The organism is Anaerotignum faecicola (genome assembly GCA_024460105.1).
Classification (GTDB): domain Bacteria; phylum Bacillota; class Clostridia; order Lachnospirales; family Anaerotignaceae; genus JANFXS01.
The window spans coordinates 143,209-161,787 of the sequence record JANFXS010000005.1 but is presented as its reverse complement, the minus strand read 5'-3'; the positions used below and the strand labels follow the sequence as shown (position 1 = coordinate 161,787).

Here is an 18,579-nt window from a genome sequence, read left to right as displayed (position 1 = left end):
CCTTGTTCTGTATAGGTTCGGGTACATTTTGGGGCGGTTTTTATCGTTCCTGTTCCTGCCTTTTCACAGGCTTGCGCTCCCGGTGTAAAATCTGGTCGATATTGCCCTTGACAGTCTGTAAGCGGCGGTATTCCTCCCGTTTTGCCCGGTAATCGTTGTAGCCGCTGTTTTTCTCTTGGATAAGGGTTTCAATCTCTGCTTGCAGGGCTTTATAGCTCGGCAGCTTGGAAATGCCGTTTTCCCTGAAATAGCGGGCGGCTGCGTCTGCTATGATAAAGTCGCTTTCGTACTTCTGACGGTAGGCTGCTTTTGCTTTGGCGTTTTTCTGCTGTTTCAGCCCGTCCCGGACAGGGCGGGTCTTGGAATAGGCAAGCACCTGCCGTTGCAGCTCCTTTTTCCCGTTCAGCGTCTTTTCCATCTGCTTCAGCTCTGTAAGGCTTTCCCGCATGGCGGTATAGGCGGCAGAACAGGCTTCGTCCAGTTCCTCCGGGGAAGAAAAGCCGTACTGCTGATAGGCGGTAACGGTAGCTGCCATTTGCTTTAGGTTGTGCTTTGCCGCCCAGCGGTCATAGCCCACGCCCTTGCCCTCGGCTCGCTTGGCTTCCCGGTCAACCATGCGCTGCAAGGTGTTGTCTGCCGGGGTGGTTTTTGTGGTTTTTTCCCCTTGTGACAGCTTTTTAACCGCGGCAGGGTATTCGAGTATGGCTTTGCTCTGTTCGGCGGCTCTGTGGGCGTTCTGCGTAAGCAGGACAAGGACAGCAGCCTTGTCAAAATCGTCCCCCAGCTTCCGGGCTGTGATAGGCTTTGTCCTGTCCGGCGTGAGGTAGGAAAGCCGCCCCCGGCTCTCCTTGACGGTCACACCCTCCCGCAGCAAAAGGGAAGAAAATTCGTCAAAGCTGCCAGCTTGGGAAAGTGCCTGCCGTATCGTCCGGCGCAGCTTCGCCTTGTCCGTTTCAAACTTGGTGGGCTTGGTCGGCTGTCCTGCGGCTTCTCTGACAGCGTTCTCTTTATCAAGGGCAAGCTGTCCTTTCTTTGCCGCCCAGTATTCCCGTTCGGTTATCCGTTCCTTGCTGCCGCTTAGGAGGTCGATTTGGTAAAGCCCCTCCCGGTGGCACATCTCCATGACTTCACTCTTGAAATATTCCATAGCGGCGTTGGTGCAGCGGTGCTTGCAGCCCTCCCGTGTGTCGGCTGGTCTGTCCATGTAGGGCAGAAGCGGGACTTCATAAATCCGCAGGGAGTTGATGACGATATGCACATGGATATTGCCGCTGTGGTTATGCCCGTCCGGGTGGGTGCAGACTAAGGCTTGGTGTCCGGGGAAATGCTCTTTACAGAACTGCTCGCCCAGCTCCTGCGCCCGGTCTACGGTCAAGCCGTTGTCTGTCCCGTCCCGTGGGTCAAAGCTGATGATATAGTGGTGGCTTTTCACATCTTCCCGTTTTTGGTTTTTCTCATAGCGGAGATTAGCCCGCATACAGGCAACAGCGAAATCCTCGCCCCCACAGTTGAGGGAAGAAATGCGGTAATCCTCCCTCGGTATCAGCCGCCCGTTTTCATCAAGGGTGGGCTTCATGGTAAACTCGTCATGCTCAAATGTGAGATAGGCTTCCGCTGCGCCATAGTCCGCATTTTTAGAGCTGATATGTTTGAATGTTGCCAACAGCGTCACCCACTTTCTGCAAGACTTCAAACTTTAGGGCAGCAAGGTCGGAAACCGCCGCCCGTACCTCCCCGGCAAGCTGCGGGTAGGGGCTGTGCCACTCGTTCAGCGTCCGGGCTATCTGGTTTAAGTTGCCGCCGATCCTGCCGTATTCGGCGGTCAGCTTCCCGACAGCGGCAAGCAACTCGTCATTGACGGGGGAAACGGTTATGATGGGGCGTATGGCTGCCCCGGTTATGGCTTGCCGGATAAACTCGGCTTGGCTCATGTTGTAAGCAGAAAGCCTTTCCGCAAACTCGGCGTATTCTTCCTCGGTCATGCGTGTCTTGACTACCCGGCTGCGGTGCGGCGTGTTATATCGTTTTCGCATGGTAAAACCTCCTTCGGCTGTGCGTGGTGTCCTCTCACTAATAGGAGAAAAACAGGGTGTAAAGCGGAACTGTTTTTGAAAAATCCGAAAAATTATTTTGAGGGATTTTCCAGCGGCGTAAGCCGCATAAGCAGGGTTTGGGGAAGGCACTCCCCAACAAGATTCCCGCAGGGGCAAAATGAGCGATAAGCGAATTTTGGTACTGCGGTAGAATCTTGCTCTGAAAAACTCCGGCGTTCCCCGGCTTCCGTACTTTCCGCTAACAAGACGTTTCAAAAGGGCTTTGCTACCCGCTATTCCGGCATATCTTGAAAATTTTCCTTTCACTACCTACAACACCACGCAAAGCAAAATGGACGGAGATTTTTAGAATTTCCCCTTATTCCCTACAACACCACGCAAGCCGAAAAAGGCGGACAATGGCAGTATTTTTTTCTTTGATACCCTCCACGGATAAGTAAGGGATTTTGCCAACTGCGGCGGCAATTTTCCCTTTTGTTTTTTCATACTGGGGATTTTCAAAAATGCCAAACAGGAACGAAAAAAAGCAGCAAATCTGTTGAATAGATTTACTGCTTTCTGGTTGCCGGCGAAGCGGCGGTTATTCAGTTGTAGGCGGTAGGGCTATCTCCCAAAGCGGAACTTGAAAATAGCTGTGAGAAGCGTCTGGGTGATGTAGTCCTCTGTATCTTGGTCTACCCGTCCATTCACACGGGCGGCACATTGTATGCGGCGGCGGTAATACTGCAATACAGTTCCCACCGCTTCCGGCTCCCCGCTGGTGGCTTGGACGATTGTTTCATAGGGGAGAAGCCTATTATTTCTCATATGCCATTCCCTCCATTTCCGCTTGGAGCTGCCGTAGGACTTTTCGGATATGGTAGCCCGCTGTGCTGCGGCTGCGCCCGTACTGTCTGCCAATTTCGTGCTGTGGAATACGCTTGAAAAAGGACAGGTAAATCATTTCCCGCTCCCGTTCGTCCAGCCGTGACAGGGCTTCCGCAAGTAAGCCGCTGCTGAAAATGACCGTATCGCCGCAAAGGGTAAGTATGTATTCCTCGTCCGGCTCCGGGGCTTGGAAATATTCATCTGTCGTGCCTAAAGGGTAGTGCTTTTCGTCTGTGAGGTATTCAAGGGATATTTCTCTTTTGTGCTTCCTGCTCCGTGTCCTCGCTGCGTTGATCGTTGCATTTCGGATAACGACTTTGCAAAAGGCATGGAAAGTGTACTCGATATGTTCCCGATATTCTTCTGTACAGGTCATGGAAAATCCCCCTTTCCTCCCAAAAGGGCTGTGGCTGGTTAGTAGTTGCTTTTTATGATAGTAAGGGGCGGCAGCACTTTAGGCTGTCGCTCCTTGACTGCCTAACTGCAAAACCGGGCGGGGCTGTCAACGGCGGGCGAAGCCCGTTCATCTTGACCGTTGACTGGCTCGGCCAGGTTTGCTATTTATCCGGCAAACTTGAATTTATTTTAAGCTATCACGTTTTACCTTTTTAAGCCTTACTATCATTACCATAGGAATTTCTTTGTTGTTTTTGAAACATTCTTCATAAAATCCATCAATGACAAATCCAGCTCTAAAACAAAGGTTAAAAATATCTTGTATGGAACGATGATAATAAATCTGCTCCTCCGGTTGCCCTTCAATCGCTATACCATAGTAACTGTGCGGTGTCATATATTTTTCAGTCAACGTGATAAAACAAGGGTGTTGCGTTGCAAAGACAAAAATTCCGCTTTCCTCCAACAGTTCATAAACAGCCATAAGAAGTGGTTCAATATCCGTAATATCCATAATTGCCATATTAGAAACTGCTTTCGTAAAGGCTCGATTTCTTTTTAATTCTAATATACTTTCTCTATTGGTCGCATCCGCTACACAAAATTCAATTTGTTTTGCATATTGTGATTGCCGTCTTTTAGCCAATTCTATCATTTTTTTGCTGTAATCAAAAGCGACAATCGAAGCGCCTCTTTGTGCAAGATACGAAGAATAATTTCCATTGCCACACGCAATATCCAAAATGTAATCCGCAGGATTAGGAGATAGAAGTTCCGTTACTTTGGGACGCACTACCTCTCTGTGAAATTCATTAGATTTGTCACCCATTGCATTATCCCAAAATTGTGCGTTTTTCTCCCAGATTTTTTTACTTTCCTCTGTTCCCATGTTCTCTCCCACTCCCAAAATTTGCCTTTTTGCTTCCATTAAATCTTCCTTACTATATTCCATTGTTACCCTCCATAACTTCTGATTGTTGCCGTCTTGACTATTATGTATCTTTTCTTTCCAAAATGGTATAGGCTTTTATTTTTATAATGCTGCAAAACTTTTCTTCTGTAAGGTATTCAAAGGATATTTCCCTTTGCCGCCGCTATTGGAAAGCCAAAAGCAGCGGCTTTTTTACGCGATATGACCGAAAAGTCTAGAAAGCAGGATATGTCATCATTTGTCATTTCTTCTCAATGTAATAACTGCATGGCATATCAAGCCAAATACAAGAGAAAAACAGCCACCGCCAAATAGTGATGCTCCCCACCCTGCACCCGACATTGTCATAAAACCGCCAACAAAGAAAATACCAATGCCAAGAAATATCCCGACACCATAAAAAAGTCCAATTGCCATATCATACTTATTAAATTGTCGTTTCTCTTTTTTTTCACATGTTTCCATTTTTGTTATTACCTCCTTCGCAAAATCGTCCATGTGGACTCCAAAAAGAAAACAAATTTTTTTCAACGTATTTAAATCGGGTTCATTAACATCTCTCTCCCAATTCGATAGCGCCTGCCGGGTAACATTCAATTCCCCAGCCAGTTCTTCCTGTGTCATTCCCGATTGTGTTCGCAGATGACGTATTTGCTTTCCTGTTGTAATATCCGTCTGTTTCTGGTTCAAAATGGTTCCTCCTCTCTGATGCTGATTTTATCAATGATATTTCGCAATAGCCAGCAATGAACGCTTGCATTGCGCAAGACGTTACATTATCTTCTGAAACATATGCCGGATCTTGTCTAAACGGCTGTTCGGGCGGCGTGGCTGAAATACAGGCTCGCCGGAAGTTTCCTGATACCCTTTTAATTCTGTAATGCAGACACTTCTTCCATTTGTATAAAAATTCAGATCATTCCTATATTCACCGATACAACGGGCAGGGATTTCACCCTTAAAAATAACTTCATCTTTTTCAAGTCTGGTTGATTCAATGATTGCGCAATACTTTGGTGCATCATTATAAGCCCGTGAAAGATATTCCTGCGGTGCAAAAAGGGTAAAGGAAAGGTATGGTTCCAACAGTTGTGTCCCTGCTTTTTTCAATGCCTGCTCCAACACGACAGGCGCAAGAAAACGAAAATCAGCGGGGGTGCTGACCGGGCTGTAATAAACTCCATAATCAAAACAAATTTGGCAGTCTGTCACTCCCCAGCCATATAAGCCCTGCTCCATTCCATAACGCACACCCTCCATGACGGCATTTTGAAAACTTTGGTTTAAATAGCCGAGAGATACCTCGCTTTTATATTGTGTTCCGCTTCCAACAGGAAGCGGTGTTACAGTCAAACCAATAGATGCCCAAAACGGATTCGGCGGCACTTCAATATGAATCGTGCAGCTCGCTTTTTTTTGCGGTCTTTCCAGATAAATAACCGAAGGCTCTTTCATAGCCACGCCCACATGATATTTTTCTTCTAATAGCGAACAAATAACTTCTAACTGTACTTTTCCCAAAAAAGATAACATAATCTCATGGGTAACAGTATCAATGTCAAAATGCAAAAGAGGGTCTGTATCAGCAATCTCTGCGAGGGCATTTAACAGGGCTTCCCTTTGCTCCGGCTTTTGCGGCTCTACCGTTGTCCGAAGTAATGGCATGGGATTATCAATCCGTGTTTTGTGAGGCAGGAGTTTTTCATTTCCCAGGATATCGTTCAGTTTCAAAGTATCATCAGCTAAAATAACAATTTCTCCCGGACAGGCATGGTCAGCCGGGACGATTTCACCATTTGACGGAATACACATTTCTGTAATCTTTATTTTTTCCTTTTTTGACAGCAGCAGGGTATCCCGTAAATGGAGCGTCCCATGATACAGGCGTAAATAAGAAAGCCGTTTTTTCCGCTCTGTATACTCAACCTTAAAAACATATCCACATAATTCAGACTGAATATCGTCCGTTTCTGTAATGAAAGTTTCTATAATCGCTTCAATCAGTTTTTCTGTTCCTAAATTGTCTTTTGCACTCCCATGATAAACAGGAAACAAAGAGCAGCATCTGGTTCTTTTGCACTTTTCATATTGTAATTCCTGTATATCCAAAGAATCCTCTGCAACATATCGTTCTAATAGTTCATCGCTTCCGGAAATAATCATATCCCATTTGTCTAAATCAGAAATATCGGTCATGGTTATCTTTGGCGACAGGGAAACCTCCTGCATGACAATCATATCACTGGTAAGTTTATCTTTAATGCTTTGGTAAACACACTGCAGGTCGATCCCATTTTGGTCTATCTTATTTATAAAGATAATTGTCGGAATGTCCATTTTCTGAAGCGCATGGAATAATATACGGGTTTGTGCCTGTACGCCGTCTTTTGCTGAAATGACTAAAACAGCTCCGTCAAGGACAGATAAAGAGCGGTATGCTTCGGTTAAAAAATCCATATGACCGGGAGTGTCCACGATATTGATTTTATAATCATTCCAATAAAAAGAAGTAACCGCTGTCTGAATGGTAATTCCCCGTTGCCGTTCCAAAATCATAGTGTCTGTTCTTGTGGTCCCTTTATCCACGTTTCCCTGTTCCGCAATCGCTCCACTGGTGTATAGCAGACTTTCTGTCAATGTAGTTTTTCCTGCGTCTACATGGGCCAGAATGCCGATATTGATTATTTTCATGTGATTGTCCTCCCTTTACAGCCCCAAAGGGCATAAAAATCCCCAGCAGTAAAATACTTTTACCACTGGGGATTCTAATTTGCGGACATACACATATACAGCATACACCTATTTGTGATTGCTGTTTTTTGAATATGTCAAAATTGATAAGGCAAAAGTATTTTTAAATTGGGTACAAAAAACCAAGCCCCCACAAAAGGAGCTATCATAATTCTTTGTTCCCACTATTTGATTATAGTTTTATTTAAGAATACCTTGCCGCATATTTTTTACTCCTTTTCTGGAATGAAGCTATTATATCACATCAGTTTTAGGAAAGAAAGTACTTAAAAGAAATTTTTCTTCCCCTTATATGTAACAATCATACCGGCTTCCTGGTGTTCAGAATGGTTTCTGCTGTCTGCTGTGGTGTTTGATTGGAATTGTCCAGCCAAAAGCCGATCCGTGGTGTTGTCTGCATAAATGTATCGTATAAGGTTTCAACCGTAAAGCCGGAATAGCCTGTTTTCTCCCTGTATCGTTCCCTTTCTTTTATTGTTTCCACATCTGGACAAAGAACGACAACCTCAACAGGGTATTTATGCAGATAATTTATCATTCGGTTTAATTCATCACCGTAGTAGTTATCTTGGATCACTACAGAAAAGCCGTTGTCAAAGTATGACCTTGCCGCATCAGCAGTCAATTTGTATCGAAGGTACAGCTGGCGGACTGCTTCCGCTGATGGGGTAGCTGACATATTTTCTCTGCCTGAAATAATCATTTTTCGGAACACATCACCACGAAGATGGACGCATTTTTCTATTGATTTTGCCAGTAAATCGGAAACTGTAGATTTTCCAGAAGCCATTAAGCCTGTAATGAGATAAATTTTTTGTTTCATTTCACTTCCTCCGGCACAAAAAATATGTACATGTAACTAATTCAACACATTTATAATTTGAATAGGGACATTATAGCATTTACTAAATACAAATTCAATGTATACGGAAAGAAAGATATAAGGAGTGGGAGGGATTCCGCCGTAGTCGGCATTGTAGGAAAATCCAAAAGTTTAGATTTTCCCACAATGCTTATCTTTTGGTCTTTGGTTCGGAATAGTGTAGTGCTGGCGGTCTATCTCTTGTTTTCGGTTGCTTGCTTCCTTACCGTACATGAGCATTTGCGCCCGGATTATCATTTCCGTAGCCCTCCAAGAGGTTGATAACGCCCCAGATACCAAGACCGGCACCGAGCGCGATAACGAGGGTCTGAAGAACGGTGATTGCCTGTTCAAAAAATGCCATATAGTTTGTTAGCCGGAATCTGATTAAAAAATAGGTTTGTCATGTTTCATAGGCATACAAAAGCCGGAACAATCTGCCGACCGGTTTCCGGGGGCATGATTCCGGCTGTCCTCCTTTTTCATTATTTTTTCTTGCGATTGTCCGCTTTGTACGCCAATGGCCCGTAGAGGGCAGGTGCGGCGAATAGATAAGATCACTCCCTTCAAAAGCGGAACGAAGTTAAGCGCCCTTTGTGTCTACTTCATATACTTCGCAGACCTCATTGGGCTTGAGTTTCAGCCTTGCGGACAGGAATGCTTCAATGTCAAAAGCGTTCTTATCGTCCGCGTCGGCAGTGTACTTGAAATTGGGGTGCTTGGTAATGTCGTACTTATCCGAAAGGAAAGGACGCACACCACGCAACTGGAGGATACACTTGCCGCCATCCATAACAGCAAGCTCATCCTGGCTCATCAGCTCTTTCCCCAATTTTTGATAGTTGAGAGAATGGGAGGTTTCCCGACCACGGCTCTCTCCGGTGTTGTAGGTGTCGATGGTTTCCTTGCCCAGCACGGCAGCCAGCTCCTTGAGGGTGGTTGGCTCCTTACCGCCTAGGAAGATGGAAGTATCCATGTTGCCGATGATGGTATCTGCGTTATCCTTATAGATCGCCTTGAGCTGACTCTGCGCCTGCAACACCAGACAGGCAGAGATCTCACGGCTTCGGATGGTAGCGACCAGCTTTTCCAAACGAGGAATCTGCCCGATATTGGCGGCTTCATCAATTAAGCAGCGTACATGGACTGGGAGCCTGCCGCCATACACATCGTCCGCCTTTTCACACAAGAGGTTGAACAGCTGGGTGTAGCACATGGAGATCAAAAAGTTAAAGCTATCGTCCGTGTCGCTCATAATGAGGAACAGGGCAGTTTTCCGGTCTCCCAGAGTGTCCAGCTCCAGCTCATCATAGGCTGTGACCTCACGCAGCTCTGCAATGTCGAATACCGCAAGGCGCGCACCACAGGAAATCAGGATCGACTTGGCTGTTTTTCCGGCGGCCAGCTTATATTTCTTATACTGGCGCACCGCAAAGTGGTTTGGCTTCTCGGCTTCCAGCGCATCAAACATCAGATCTACGGGGTTTTTGAACTCCTCGTCATCCTCACGGACTTCCATAGCGTTGATGAACTCAATGAGGGTGGAGAAGTTCTGCTCCTCCACCGGAGCCTCATAGTGGATATAGCCAATGAGCGCGCAGTACAACAAGGTTTCTGCTTTTACCCAGAAATCGTCTCCAGCCTTGCCCTCGCCTTTGGTATTGGCGATCAGCGTCGTGACCAGCTTCAAGATGTCCTTTTCGCTATGGATATAGGCAAAAGGGTTATAGTGCATTGATTTTCGGAAGTTGATGGTATTTAGAACCTTGATGCAGTAAGGTTCATAGATGACCTTGCCGTGCTTATCCTTCATGGGCTTTCCGTCCTTGCCCAGCTTGGGCGCACCCCGCTGGAGCATTTTTCCGCACTCCACCAAAATGGTTCCCTTCGGGTCGTTCCTGTCAAGATAGAAAACAGAAGTGTTGCATACAATTTTCGCCTTAGAAATTATCTGCTTTCACATCATCACGCATCAGCCGCTTCATCTTGTCCTCCAAGGTGTCCTTGCTCTCTGAGCTGAAATGAACGCCGATGATATAGGTGGTGCTGCCCATTCTCATGCTGAACGAGCCTGCCGGATTTGCTTTGGGTGTTTGGGTTGCTTTGTTGTTCTGTGCCATGCGATACCTCCTTGAAACGGAAAAAGCCAGACAGGGTGTGTGTCGGCAACGAAGTCCGGCAACGGGCTTCAAAAAACCTCGAACATTGTCCTATCTGGCTCTTATACTGTTTTTGCTTTTTTCTTTGATTTCTCCGTTGCTTTCGTTGTTAGAACTCTTAAAACCCTTGTAAATAAAAAAGATTTAAGGGATTAGCCCGGCAACGGGGTCGGCAACGGGATAGCAACCAGCCCGGCAACAGGGTCGATTTTTTAGAATGGAATCTCTATCTGTTGGGCTTCTTCCTCGGTCAGCTCACGAAAACCGTCCGGCAAATCAGAGCCGGTTGCTGATAGCTCGTTGCCGGAATCGGCTCGTTCCCAACCTCGCTGTCTGCCGTACTTGGCAAAGATTCGGGGATTGGGAAATGCTGTCCAGCCCTCGATACTGTTGTTCATGATTTCATTGATTTCCCGGATTTCCCACTGCTTCGGCTCGTCAAAGGAATGGTTCAGAGCTTCTGCATAGATCAGCTTGGAGCAGACCTGTGTGCCGTTGAAATTATCAAGGAAAGACTGAATCAGCCCTGCCTTGGTGTCCTCCGGCATGAACTGCTTTTGCAGCTCCCGCAGCTCCTTGTTCATCTGCTTTGAGAGGGTAAGGCGAAAAGAACCACTCCGATAGATGGTCATTGCTTCTGCCCACATCAGGTCGATATACGCCCTCGATGCGGCTTCATCTTCCAGAATATGAACCTCGGCTCGTTCCGGGTGTACCATGATGGGCAAAAACCTTCGGTTGCCGCTTCGGTCAAGGGGCAGAAAGTCCATCGTATTGGAGCTGCCGCCGAACACGCATTGCCTCAATCGGTCTGCCGGATGGGTTTCATACGGCACTTTATAGGTTTCCTTGACTCTGCTTATAAAGGACTTAATATCCTCAATACTTTTGGCATTGGCGGTGGCAATCATCTCGGACATTTCGATAATCCAATGTCCCTGCATCTTGCGGTAAACATTGTCATCGTCAATCCGTTTCAGGTCATCGGAAAACCACTCGTCTTTGATTGCCAGCAGCCGGAAGAAGGTGGACTTTCCTGCGCCTTGTCCTCCGACCAGACAGAGCATGGTTTCAAACTTGCTTCCCGGCTTGAACACCCGGCTGATTGCGCCCAACATGAACAGCCGCAGACATTCATAGGTGAACTCACTTCCCTCAGCTCCGAGAAAATGGGGCAGGGCGCAACGGATGCGCTCGGTGCCGTCCCATTCCAGACCGTTCAGATAGTCACGGACGGGGTGGTACTTGTTGCAGTCAGCGACAATGGAGATTGCTTTCTGGATTTTCTTTTCGCTGGTCAGCGTGTACTGATCTTCCAGATAGAGCATCAGGTAATTCAAATCCGTATCGTTCAAGGTCGTTGTCGGCTTGCTCCACCAGAGCGGCTTCACAATATCAATGCGCTCCGTCAGGATGTTGTAGCGGATCGCTCCTTCCAGCTTCGGGTCATTCTGAAATACAGTCAGACAGTTTCGGATGCTGTTTTTGACAGCTCCGTTATCGGTCGAGTCCAGACTTCCTCTGACTTCCTCCACGGTCATGCTCGTCTGGGTGTTCTGCAAATCGTTGTTCAAGATTCATCACCTCTTTTCTTTGCTCGGCAACCAGAGCCTTCTTTTCCTCGGCTGTGCCGTACAGAAGAACATCCAGCAGATATTCGATATGGCTTTCTCGTTGCAGGGCTTCCACGAACAGAGGATGCCATTCGTCCTCCGGCTGCTTTGGTGCGTATTGTTGCTTCCATGTCCTGAGATGATGGAAGTAATCGGACAGCACCTTGTAGCATCTGCTTTCTTCCTGGCGGTATCTCTGTTCCGGGGTAGGCTCTCGGATATGGGGCTTGATTCTGTGCTTCTGCCTGTTGTCGTAGCTGATACCGAAATCATCAGCCAGCTTCATAGCGGCGGCTTTGCTGGGCAGTCCGAACAGACGGGAAACAAAATCAACTGCATCTCCGTCCGCTTGGCAAGCGAAACAATGGAAACGCTTGTCCACCTTCATGCTGGGATTCTTGTCATTGTGAAACGGGCAGACTGCCATGCCATGACGGTTGACCTGAATGCCGTACATCTCTGCCGCCTGTCGGGTGGTCAAGTTCTGTTTGACCGCTTCAAATACATTCATTGCATCTTCCTTTCGGGGAACAAAAAAAGACACCTGACATTTTCACAATGAAAACGGCAAGTGCCTTACAGTTCCATATTCTGTTTTTTCTGTTGCGGGGTTTTCTGCTCCTGCTGATTGCTGCTCTGCTCTTGCAGAAACTTTATCTTCTCCGTGACGGAGTGCTTCGGTTCGGGCTTCTTCTCGACCTCGGACTGCTCCGGCATGAGGACTTTGCTGACCCAATAGCGAATATCTTTCATCGGCTGCAATTCCTCCTTGGCGGTGGCAAGCTGTCCAGCAAGCTCGGTGTGTGTCGCTTTCAACTTGTCATATTCCGCTTGCAGGGAATCCAGATTGACATTCAAATCCACGCCCTGCTTTTTGAGATAGCGGAACGCTTTGTTGAAGCTGTCCAGCTCGTCCTTGTGGCTTTCTGCAAACGCTGCCTGTCGTGCTTTCCAGCCGATTTTCAGATACTTGTCATGAACCGCTTTGTGGGTCTGGCAGTCTGCCACGGCGTTCTGAATGCCGGTAATGACCTTCATGCGGGCAGATGCTTTCTTCATAGCGGCGTTGATGCCCTTGGACTTCTCGCTCATTCCTTGCAGGGCTACATCCAAATCTTCCAGCGTGAAAAGCCCATGCTCTTTCAGATAGATCATTGCTTTGGAGACCGCCTTCAAGTCATCGGTCGTGCCTTTCTGCTGACCGTATCTTGACCAGTCGCTGCGTTCTGCCTTGCGTAAGTTCAGATAATCACGCAGCAGAATGACCAGATCGGGGGAAGTGTTCTTTGCTTGTGCTTCCGTTTCTGCAAAGGCTTCCTTGGTTGCTTCCACAATGTCTGCAATCCAGTTCCGCAGATTTTGGATGGTGCTGCGGATGGCATTCATCATGCGGTTAGCCGCCTTAATATCCCGGTTGAGATTGCCGATGTTGGTTTCAATGCCCTTGCGTTCCAGAGCGCAAACGGCGGCTCCCATGTGGACGGTCGGAATCTTATCCAGTCCCTGCCGTTCATAAGAGCGCATATTCACTCGCTCAGGACTTCCGGCAAGTTCCAGATACTTGTTCTGAACAAGCTCCCAGCCGTGTCTCCATTCCTCGGCATGGTACTGCTCGTTCCAATCAACGGTATCCTCCTTGTGGCTTTTCCAGTTGCCGGAGGGAAGTCTGATACGTTCTCCGTTCTCGTCAAGGTCATAAACCTTGCGGCTCTTGGACAGCCACTTTCCGTTTTCATCAATGGCTCTCATGGTCAGCATGATATGGCAATGGGGATTGTGTCCGGGAGGATCTGGGTCATGGATTGCAAAATCACAGCACATTCCCTTGGACACAAAATGCTCTCGGCAGTATTCTTGCATCATCTGCGGATACATTTCGGGCGGCGCTTCTCTTGGTAAGGCAACCACAAATCGCCTTGCAAGCTGGGAATTCCATTGCTTCTCTACTTCCTCAGCTGCGTTCCAAAGTGTTGCTCGGTCAGCATATCCGGGTGGGGCATTGTTGGGCAACATGACCTCTGTGTAAACCACCTCTTTCTTGTAAAGGTAGTTTTTCATCTTCTGGTCATACTCGGAAAACAGCTTCTCTCCGGCTTGGTAGGCAGCTCCGGCAACAGCAGAGCTGCCCTTGCTTCGCTGGACGATGCGGATTTCCAAATGAGGTACTGGCATTTTGGTTTGAACCTCCTTTCGATGGTACAAAAAAAGACCGATACTTTTCAGTACGGTCGAGGGGGGATATTCACTTGTTGTCGGGGAATGATTGCTTGCAATCGTTCCTCGGCGGCAAGTCCACAAAGGGGTAGCTGGCAAAGCCAGCGCAGGGGAAGTGTAGCTTCCTCTGGATGAATGGAGCAAGGGACTTTTGCGGAAATCATCAGGCTCCATGCAATGGGCTTTCGGCAGAACGCAATCACCATCTTTAGGTGGTGTATAATTGCGCCCTTGTCTCCGTCAAGGGTTTTCGCCCTCGTCCACTTCCTGCGTTTCTCTCCGGCTCTCAATCAGCAGGTTCAGCTTCTTTTGAACCGCTTCGCTCTGGAAGATGAAGGTCAGCAGCTCCATCACATCCTCATCGGTCAGAACGGTCGGCTCTTTCAAAAAGGTCTCCAACATTCCGGCACGAGTGCAAAGCCGATGGGTTCTCTCGCTTCTGGTCAGCCGTTTCAGCTCGCTCTGCAATCGCTTCTCCTTGTGCTTGGCTGCGGTCAGCTTGCGTTCCGCAACATACTGTTTGTGTCTCAGCTTTTCCAATTCTTCGCTCATGGGCAACTTCTCCTTTCTGATAATGGGCAAAACAAAAGCGACCAACTTTTTACGGTTGATCGCCTTTGCCTTGGTCATTATAGAATTGTTTAATTTGTGAACTCGTCTGCCAAGTGCTTACTTAGCTCAGATAAAGATTTAATTAACCCCAAATTGCTATATTCAAAACTTTGCGTTAAACTATCCCATTGCATAAATCCAAGGCAATGCTCATGATGTTCGCCTTCAACGATAGTCTGAATGTCAGAAATATGGGCTTCCGTTGAGAGAATATGAGCTAAACGAGGGCTTGCTCCATTATCAATATTGACAAGTAAACCATACTTTGCTCCCGAGACCAGACAGTATCCAACCAGCTGCGACCATTCTTTAAGTCCAGCGCTATTCATTAGCTTAACCTCAAGAATTAGAATTTCAAATTGTGTCCCATCAGTAACTAAAGCAAAAATATCAAGATTAAGCGGTGGGACTCGATTTGCAAAGTTTTTGACACAGGTGCATTTATCAGGATGCTCAGCAATAATTCTTTGCAGATTGGTTTTTAGTTCACCAATGCCCCAAAAAACGCTAAGTTCTTTATGACGCTTTGCTTTGAAATTGCTTTTAAGTTGAGCTTCTATGAAGGTCTGTATTTCTGGATAATACGAAACTTCATTCCGACTATGCTTACCGGGCATTTGACAAATCCTCCTCGGTAATTCTACGAACAAGCAATTTGTATTCGTTATCTGGCGAGACTGTCACTAATCTTTTATAGACCTCAGGATTTCTTGCGCCGATTAAAGCTCCACGACCATTTCCTACAATGACTAACGGTGTAAGCAAGTCCGGCTTTCTTATTTCTACTGTTAAACCTGCATCATTGTTTGAATGCCGTTCAACGATTTGAAAATACCCTTTTGGGCGCTTGCCGGAAAGTTCATCATCATTTGCAATAACGTAGGCAACAGCTTGGAGTATTTCAGCTATCGGGTAGCCGGTATTAGCAGTGGTTCCATATAGCAAAGCTGTTTTATCTTCGTTATATTGTTCTATTAAATTTCGGACGTTGATGTTGAGCGTAGTGTAATCACGACTAAACAGCAACGGGTCTTCCTGAATGATATTCTCTATCTGTGTATAGCTGTCCTTATGCAAAATCGGAAATGGATTTATCAGTTCTCCAATGTGTTCGAACTGCTCCCTGATTTTACAGTACGGGGCGTGTTCACATCCCATAACAGTGCAGAAGTGCCTGAAATGAATGAAGTGCCCACCCCTAATAACTTCCGGCAAGCGAGCATCATTTTCAGCTGGATGTACGGTAGATGGAGTGAAATGCATATCTCTGGTCTCACATCTTTCCGCAGCGTGAATTTCTCTTTGTAATCTACGATTTTCGTTTGACGTTTCCGCCTTGGTTCTGAATGCGAATGCTCCGAACTGAGCATATTGATCCAACAGAATTCTCAGCTTAAATCCTTTATTCCATTGGGCATAGTACGAATCGCTTGTACAATGGATGTTGGGGTGATTCCAGTTAACCTGATCAGGGATACAATTTATGCTATATAGTAGCCGACACAATTCACAAACAAACTTAAAGTTGTAACCTTTTATTTCAAAAGAAATAATCTGATGCTCATCCGTAAAGCGGCGCTGCGATTTTGCCATACTACCAATAGTATCTGCTAATCCTGCAATGAAGCGGCGCTTAAGATTGTCATCAACTAATTCTAATACCACCTGACTGATATCAGCAGTTCCTCGAAGTTCGCCCTCACAAGCAATACCATAATGCATGAGGTCATTTTTTACTGCTGTTGTATCACCTTCACAGAGAATTGTCCATGTGCCTCCGGGTGTTGTTTCGTATTGAACAGAAAGGTCGTAGACAGCCCGAAACATTTGTCCTACTTTACGCAAAATATCCCCTGCAATTTCACCCGCACGCTGTGGGTTTTCAAGGTATGAACCCCATTTTTTGTATGGTAAGCGAATACTAAATACATCTTCTGCATTTCCGAATACGCCACCACCTATAATTAACCCCAATAAGTATGCTTTATCTGTATCCATTATTCTATCCCCTTACTTTTCGCTTCCATTTTTCTTGAACACTTGCTCCATTATTGCAGAAGCAATATTATATGCTAATGTAACCGGAACAGCATTTCCTATGACTTTATACATTGCGGTTATATTTCGTGCTGTATCCGTTAAGAAGTTAAAATCATCGGGGAAGGTTTGAATACGTGCAACTTCTCGAACAGTAAATCTTCTGTCCTCATAGGGATGTATAATACCGCAATTCTCCGGCTGAGCAGATGCTGTCATAGTTCCGCAAATTTCATCTCTCGAAAAACGCCGATAGAAGTTAGGCGAATGATACTTCTTCATATTATCTCTGATTCTTTGGAAACGAGGGGCTAAATGCTCATACGGAACATCTTTCCACGAGCCGCCCTCAGGAATATATTTAATCATATCCAAAGCCTGCGGAGAAAGGGACCAGTCTACATTGTTAGCTACTTCAGACGGTACGTTTAGAATATGCCGTAATGTCAAATTATCTTTACATTGCTTTTTAGGAAACTCAAATGTGATTCCTAAATCCTTGCGTACACCAACAAACAAAACTCTCTGACGATTCTGAGGAACGCCATAGTCTGATGCGTTTACAAGTTGATGCACAACATTGTATCCAATGCCATTCATGCTGGACAGATCTTCTACTATGACTTCTGCTAAGTTGCGTCCATCAATATATTTCGTTGAAAGCAATCCCTTAACATTCTCAAAAACAATTACCTTCGGCATCTTCTTTCGAATAATACGTAAACATTCTTTATATAGCATGCCACGAGAATCGTGGACACCTTTACGATTTCCGGCATTAGAGAACGGCTGGCACGGGAATCCCGCAGTAAGAATATCTCCATCTGGAATTTCATCTTCGCCAACTGACAATATGTCACGCCGATCTATATTGCCCAAATTGAGCGAGTATATCGCTTGAGCATCTGAATCAAAATCGTTCGCAAAAACAATATCAAATCCCGCCTTCTTGAAACCTAAATCCATTCCACCACATCCGGAAAACAAGGAAATGAGACGAGGGCGTTCTGGCATTTCAAGATCTAAGACATAAGAGCCTGCATTGTTACACATTGGCTTGTTTTGGTGAGAATTAGATACATATTCATCAACATCACAAGCTCGAATTCGCCACGTATGATTGCCAAGTTTTGAAGCGGGTAAGCTACCATTGCCAATCATTCGCCGTATAGTTTTTTCGGATAGCTGTAGATATTGAGCTGTTTGAGAAACAGTTAACAGTTCCGTATCCATAGGTAAATTCCTCCACTCTGTTTTTTACATTCTTTATTCTAATATACGAACCCCCGAATGTCAACAGAAGAGAGGAAAATGTAGGACATGAATGGACATCAGAGGACACAATTTCAATATACGCACATCGAACAGATGTTTTAAGATGAGCATTTGAATTATGCAATAGTATATTTCTTCGTTGGCGAGCAGTCAAAACATCGGATGTAAGCTCGACATTTTGACCGCATATCGCCCCTAACTGTTACATTATTCCGTCCGGCTCTTGAACCCGGTTTGCTTTGCGCTCTCGCTTGCTTTCCGTCTGCGTTCTTCGCTGTACGGTGCTTGCAGTCGGATAGACAGTCTGGACTTGTCCAGCACATAGATCACGCCGCCCTGGGCGAAGGATTTTTCCAAGCAGCAAAGGTCGGGGTGTTTCTTGCTGAACGCTGCCAGCCGCTTTCGCAGTCCGGCATTGTAGGTCTGGATGTGGGCGGTGTCCTCGCCCTTGTTGAACAGGATAATGGTCTCTTTCTCATACTTTGTCAGGGTCATATTCGTCATCCTCCCATTCCTCATTGTATTCCATGCCGTCCTCGCAATCCTCTGCCGGACAGCCTCTCACGATGCGCTCAAAAGCCTTTTCGTAGCGCAGATATGCTTCCATCTCTAAGCGGAGATTGAAGAACATACAGCGATACCAACGGTCGGCGGTCGGGGTGTTCATTTCTCTTGCGATTGCAAGGAAGAATCGCTTTACGGCAGGATCGGGGGCAAGCTCTGCCAGCGTACAGAAACGGTTGACCGTTGCTTCACGGTCAGGGCTGCCAAAGGCGTACAGTGCTTTCTTCTGGTTCATTGTCATAGT

At 46.3% G+C, this 18,579-nt stretch carries 18 protein-coding genes and 2 pseudogenes; all 20 read right to left on the bottom strand.

Annotated elements, in window-relative coordinates; translation table 11 throughout:
* Nucleotides 1-40 precede the first annotated feature (40 nt).
* A complete protein-coding gene (locus tag NE664_09835) occupies nt 41-1,663 on the bottom strand; it encodes a relaxase/mobilization nuclease domain-containing protein (protein MCQ4726944.1) in 1,623 nt (540 codons plus the stop codon).
* Complete coding sequence (gene mobC, locus NE664_09830) at nt 1,635-2,033, bottom strand: plasmid mobilization relaxosome protein MobC (protein MCQ4726943.1); 399 nt, start codon at nt 2,031-2,033, stop codon at nt 1,635-1,637. Before mobC ends, NE664_09835 begins: the two co-directional genes overlap by 29 nt.
* 624 nt (nt 2,034-2,657) lie before the next feature.
* On the bottom strand, nt 2,658-2,861 hold the full coding sequence (locus NE664_09825; protein ID MCQ4726942.1) for a helix-turn-helix domain-containing protein: 204 nt from the start codon (nt 2,859-2,861) through the stop codon (nt 2,658-2,660).
* Nucleotides 2,851-3,297 carry a sigma-70 family RNA polymerase sigma factor gene (locus NE664_09820; GenBank protein MCQ4726941.1) on the bottom strand — a complete coding sequence of 149 codons (447 nt, stop codon included), beginning with the start codon at nt 3,295-3,297 and terminating at the stop codon, nt 2,851-2,853. The genes NE664_09825 and NE664_09820 overlap by 11 nt, the downstream gene beginning before the upstream one ends.
* A 204-nt stretch (nt 3,298-3,501) precedes the next feature.
* Nucleotides 3,502-4,269, bottom strand: a complete 768-nt coding sequence (locus NE664_09815) for a class I SAM-dependent methyltransferase (protein ID MCQ4726940.1) — start codon at nt 4,267-4,269, stop codon at nt 3,502-3,504.
* 213 nt (nt 4,270-4,482) lie between these two features.
* Entirely contained in the window at nt 4,483-4,938 is a 456-nt protein-coding gene (locus tag NE664_09810; protein ID MCQ4726939.1) for a helix-turn-helix domain-containing protein, read from the bottom strand.
* An 81-nt stretch (nt 4,939-5,019) separates the two neighbouring features.
* Nucleotides 5,020-6,939 carry a tetracycline resistance ribosomal protection protein Tet(32) gene (gene tet(32) / locus NE664_09805; GenBank protein MCQ4726938.1) on the bottom strand — a complete coding sequence of 640 codons (1,920 nt, stop codon included), beginning with the start codon at nt 6,937-6,939 and terminating at the stop codon, nt 5,020-5,022.
* Nucleotides 6,940-7,300: 361 nt separating this feature from the next.
* Nucleotides 7,301-7,822 carry an ATP-binding protein gene (locus tag NE664_09800; protein MCQ4726937.1) on the bottom strand — a complete coding sequence of 174 codons (522 nt, stop codon included), beginning with the start codon at nt 7,820-7,822 and terminating at the stop codon, nt 7,301-7,303.
* A 274-nt stretch (nt 7,823-8,096) separates the two neighbouring features.
* Nucleotides 8,097-8,225: pseudogene (locus NE664_09795) on the bottom strand (Maff2 family protein).
* A gap of 219 nt (nt 8,226-8,444) precedes the next feature.
* A pseudogene (locus NE664_09790) lies at nt 8,445-9,755 on the bottom strand (type IV secretory system conjugative DNA transfer family protein).
* Between the two features lie 46 nt (nt 9,756-9,801).
* On the bottom strand, nt 9,802-9,981 hold the full coding sequence (locus NE664_09785; protein MCQ4726936.1) for a transposon-encoded TnpW family protein: 180 nt from the start codon (nt 9,979-9,981) through the stop codon (nt 9,802-9,804).
* A gap of 251 nt (nt 9,982-10,232) precedes the next feature.
* The gene (locus tag NE664_09780; GenBank protein MCQ4726935.1) at nt 10,233-11,561 is read right to left on the bottom strand and encodes a virulence-associated E family protein; all 1,329 of its coding nucleotides are present in this window, start codon (nt 11,559-11,561) and stop codon (nt 10,233-10,235) included.
* A complete protein-coding gene (locus NE664_09775; GenBank protein MCQ4726934.1) occupies nt 11,518-12,144 on the bottom strand; it encodes a CHC2 zinc finger domain-containing protein in 627 nt (208 codons plus the stop codon). Before NE664_09775 ends, NE664_09780 begins: the two co-directional genes overlap by 44 nt.
* 65 nt (nt 12,145-12,209) lie before the next feature.
* Nucleotides 12,210-13,805 carry a MobA/MobL family protein gene (locus tag NE664_09770; protein ID MCQ4726933.1) on the bottom strand — a complete coding sequence of 532 codons (1,596 nt, stop codon included), beginning with the start codon at nt 13,803-13,805 and terminating at the stop codon, nt 12,210-12,212.
* A gap of 282 nt (nt 13,806-14,087) precedes the next feature.
* Nucleotides 14,088-14,405: a DUF3847 domain-containing protein gene (locus NE664_09765; protein MCQ4726932.1), complete on the bottom strand. Its 318-nt coding sequence runs from the start codon at nt 14,403-14,405 to the stop codon at nt 14,088-14,090.
* 83 nt (nt 14,406-14,488) lie between these two features.
* Entirely contained in the window at nt 14,489-15,076 is a 588-nt protein-coding gene (locus tag NE664_09760) for a hypothetical protein (protein ID MCQ4726931.1), read from the bottom strand.
* Nucleotides 15,066-16,457, bottom strand: a complete 1,392-nt coding sequence (locus NE664_09755; GenBank protein ID MCQ4726930.1) for a hypothetical protein — start codon at nt 16,455-16,457, stop codon at nt 15,066-15,068. Before NE664_09755 ends, NE664_09760 begins: the two co-directional genes overlap by 11 nt.
* A 12-nt stretch (nt 16,458-16,469) precedes the next feature.
* Nucleotides 16,470-17,729, bottom strand: a complete 1,260-nt coding sequence (dcm, locus tag NE664_09750) for a DNA (cytosine-5-)-methyltransferase (GenBank protein MCQ4726929.1) — start codon at nt 17,727-17,729, stop codon at nt 16,470-16,472.
* Between the two features lie 249 nt (nt 17,730-17,978).
* A complete protein-coding gene (locus NE664_09745; protein ID MCQ4726928.1) occupies nt 17,979-18,266 on the bottom strand; it encodes a molecular chaperone in 288 nt (95 codons plus the stop codon).
* Nucleotides 18,247-18,570 (bottom strand): hypothetical protein, encoded by a 324-nt coding sequence (locus tag NE664_09740; GenBank protein MCQ4726927.1) that lies wholly within the window; start codon nt 18,568-18,570, stop codon nt 18,247-18,249. The genes NE664_09745 and NE664_09740 overlap by 20 nt, the downstream gene beginning before the upstream one ends.
* Nucleotides 18,571-18,579: the final 9 nt, after the last annotated feature.

Coding starts and splice junctions, on each gene's coding strand:
- dcm (MCQ4726929.1), bottom strand. CDS start 17,729: ATGGATACGGAACTGTTAACTGTTTCTCAAACAGCTCAATATCTACAG.
- NE664_09770 (MCQ4726933.1), bottom strand. CDS start 13,805: ATGCCAGTACCTCATTTGGAAATCCGCATCGTCCAGCGAAGCAAGGGC.
- NE664_09745 (MCQ4726928.1), bottom strand. CDS start 18,266: ATGACCCTGACAAAGTATGAGAAAGAGACCATTATCCTGTTCAACAAG.
- NE664_09800 (MCQ4726937.1), bottom strand. CDS start 7,822: ATGAAACAAAAAATTTATCTCATTACAGGCTTAATGGCTTCTGGAAAA.
- NE664_09740 (MCQ4726927.1), bottom strand. CDS start 18,570: ATGAACCAGAAGAAAGCACTGTACGCCTTTGGCAGCCCTGACCGTGAA.
- NE664_09775 (MCQ4726934.1), bottom strand. CDS start 12,144: ATGAATGTATTTGAAGCGGTCAAACAGAACTTGACCACCCGACAGGCG.
- NE664_09780 (MCQ4726935.1), bottom strand. CDS start 11,561: ATGACCGTGGAGGAAGTCAGAGGAAGTCTGGACTCGACCGATAACGGA.
- mobC (MCQ4726943.1), bottom strand. CDS start 2,033: ATGCGAAAACGATATAACACGCCGCACCGCAGCCGGGTAGTCAAGACA.
- NE664_09815 (MCQ4726940.1), bottom strand. CDS start 4,269: ATGGAATATAGTAAGGAAGATTTAATGGAAGCAAAAAGGCAAATTTTG.
- NE664_09825 (MCQ4726942.1), bottom strand. CDS start 2,861: ATGAGAAATAATAGGCTTCTCCCCTATGAAACAATCGTCCAAGCCACC.
- NE664_09760 (MCQ4726931.1), bottom strand. CDS start 15,076: ATGCCCGGTAAGCATAGTCGGAATGAAGTTTCGTATTATCCAGAAATA.
- NE664_09785 (MCQ4726936.1), bottom strand. CDS start 9,981: ATGGCACAGAACAACAAAGCAACCCAAACACCCAAAGCAAATCCGGCA.
- NE664_09820 (MCQ4726941.1), bottom strand. CDS start 3,297: ATGACCTGTACAGAAGAATATCGGGAACATATCGAGTACACTTTCCAT.
- NE664_09755 (MCQ4726930.1), bottom strand. CDS start 16,457: ATGGATACAGATAAAGCATACTTATTGGGGTTAATTATAGGTGGTGGC.